Annotated in this window: 2 protein-coding genes and 1 pseudogene; 2 read left to right on the top strand and 1 reads right to left on the bottom strand. The window is 71.5% G+C overall.

The window, feature by feature from the left end:
• A partial coding sequence (locus AC0CYZ_RS24570) for an LLM class flavin-dependent oxidoreductase (protein ID WP_472220212.1) occupies positions 1 to 990 on the bottom strand: 990 nt, incomplete at its 3' end.
• 182 nt (positions 991 to 1,172) lie between these two features.
• Between AC0CYZ_RS24570 and AC0CYZ_RS24565 the strand changes: the two genes are divergently transcribed.
• Both AC0CYZ_RS24565 and AC0CYZ_RS24560 read left to right on the top strand, forming a co-directional pair.
• On the top strand, positions 1,173 to 1,871 hold the full coding sequence (locus AC0CYZ_RS24565; protein ID WP_472220210.1) for a response regulator: 699 nt from the start codon (positions 1,173 to 1,175) through the stop codon (positions 1,869 to 1,871).
• Positions 1,868 to 2,131, top strand: a pseudogene (locus AC0CYZ_RS24560) (hypothetical protein); the annotation flags it as partial. The gene AC0CYZ_RS24565 and the pseudogene AC0CYZ_RS24560, both read left to right, overlap by 4 nt.

Below are 2,131 nucleotides of genomic sequence, written 5' to 3'. Positions count from 1 at the left end.
GACGGCCTCCACCTTCGGCATGATGTCGTTCTTGATCCGCTTCAGGTCGTCCATCGTCTTCGAGGTGGGCACGTCCGTGAACGGCGGCCAGATCAGCGGCATCGTCATGCCCGCCTCCCGGTAGGCCTTGAGCCGGTCGGTCAGCTGCTTCTCCGTGCCGACCAGCAGGTTGGACGCGACGCCGTTGACGGTCTGGTCGACCTCCTCGTCGGTGATGACCGTCCAGATCATGCTGCAGATCTCGAGGTCCTTCGACCGCTTCGGGCTCCCGATCTCCTCGAACTGCTGGTCGATCGCGGTGAGCCACTTCGCGAGACCCTCCGGCGAGTCCTGGATGCCGATCCACCCGTCGAGGTCGTACTTGGTGATGCGCTTCGCCGAGCGCAGGGGGTCCTTGAGCCCGCTCATGAAGATCGGCGGCCGCGGCTGCTGGAGTGGCTTCGCGCCGAACCCGCACAGGTCGAAGTCGGCGAACTCGCCGTGGTACTCGAAGTGCTCGTTGGCCCAGATGCCCTGCATGATCTCGATCGACTCGCGGACGTGCTTGTGGCGCTTCGGGAAGATGTGGGACGCGCTGGCGGCGGCGAACTCCTCGGGCATCCACCCGGACCCGACCCCGACGTTGAGCCGGCCGTTCGACAGGTGGTCGATCGTCGCCAGCTCCGCCGCGAGGACGCCGGGCGAGCGGAACGGCGTGTCGATGATGCTCATCCCGATGCGGACCTTCGAGGTCTTCGCCGCGAGCCACGGGATGAGCGGGAAGCCCTGGAGCCAGTTGCCCGTGGAGGCCACGGGCAGCGCGTTGGGCAGCCCGTCCATCATCCCGAACGAGTACTGCAGCTGCTCCCGGTCGGACGCCTCCGGGACGACGATCCGGTCGAGCGTCCAGACGGAGTCGAACTCGAGCTCCTCGGCGAGCTCGGTGAGGTCCTCGAGCTCCTTGACGGTGATCTGCGTGCGGAAGTTCGGCAGGTAGAGGGCGAGCTTCATGACGGGGTGTCTCCCGGGGTCGGCGACGCGGCGGCCAGGACCCACCCTGGGTGACCCACCTCACAGGCTCGACAACGATTCCTCAACGGACGCACAACGGAGCGGGCCCCTCGGCGGGCGCTCTTGTGGGCCGGGTCACGGGATGGGCACGATCCACCCCGACGGACCGGGAGGGGGTCGCCGTGGACCCGAGCACACCGCGGGTGCTCGTCGTCGACGACGACGAGGCCGTGCGCACGCTCGCGTCCTGGCAGCTGGAGTCCGACGGGTTCACCGTCGCCCAGGCCGGTGACGGCGACGAGGCCCTCGCCGCGATCGGCACCGAGCCTCCCGACCTCGTCGTGCTCGACCTCTCGATGCCCGGTCTCGGCGGCCTGGACGTGCTGCGCCGGGTCCGCGGCGCGCCCGTCACCGAGGCCCTGCCGGTGATCGTGCTCTCGGGGCGCAGCGGGGAGACCGACCGCATCGTCGGGCTCGACCTCGGCGCCGACGACTACCTGGTCAAGCCGTTCTCCCCGGGCGAACTGGCCGCCCGGGTCCGTTCCGTGCTGCGCCGCGCACGGCCCACGACGGCGGCCGGGCCCCCGGTGGTGTGCGGGCGGCTGGCGCTCGACGCGGCGGCCCGCGAGATCACCGTCGACGGCGCCCCCGTCGAGCTGACCGCACGGGAGTTCGACCTGCTGGCCTTCCTCGTCGCCCACCCGCGCCAGGTCTTCAGCCGGGCCCAGTTGCTCGGACAGGTGTGGTGCAGCGAGGGCTGGCAGGGGGAGGCGACGGTGACCGAGCACGTCCACCGGCTGCGCGCCAAGCTCGGCCTCGACCCGGCGGCCCGCCCTCGCATCCGCACGATGCGCGGCGTCGGCTACCAGCTCGACCCGTGACCGGCCGCGCGCACGAGACCCTCGACACCGCCGACGCCGCGGACCTGCTCGACCGCCAGCACCGGGTGCTGGAGCTGCTGGCGGGCGGGGCCGGACGCGGCGAGGTGCTCGACGCCGTGACGCTCGCCCTCGAGGAGCTGATCCCGGACAGCCGCTGCTCGGTGCTCGTCCTCGACGCCGCCGGCGGCACGCTGCACCACGGCGCCGCACGACCCGGCGTCCTGCCCGATCGCCAGCCCGTCGATCGCGGCGGAGTACGC

Source organism: Actinomycetospora sp. (assembly GCF_055612215.1).
Note: the sequence above shows the minus strand (reverse complement) of the source record. Positions and strands in the feature narration are given on the sequence as shown.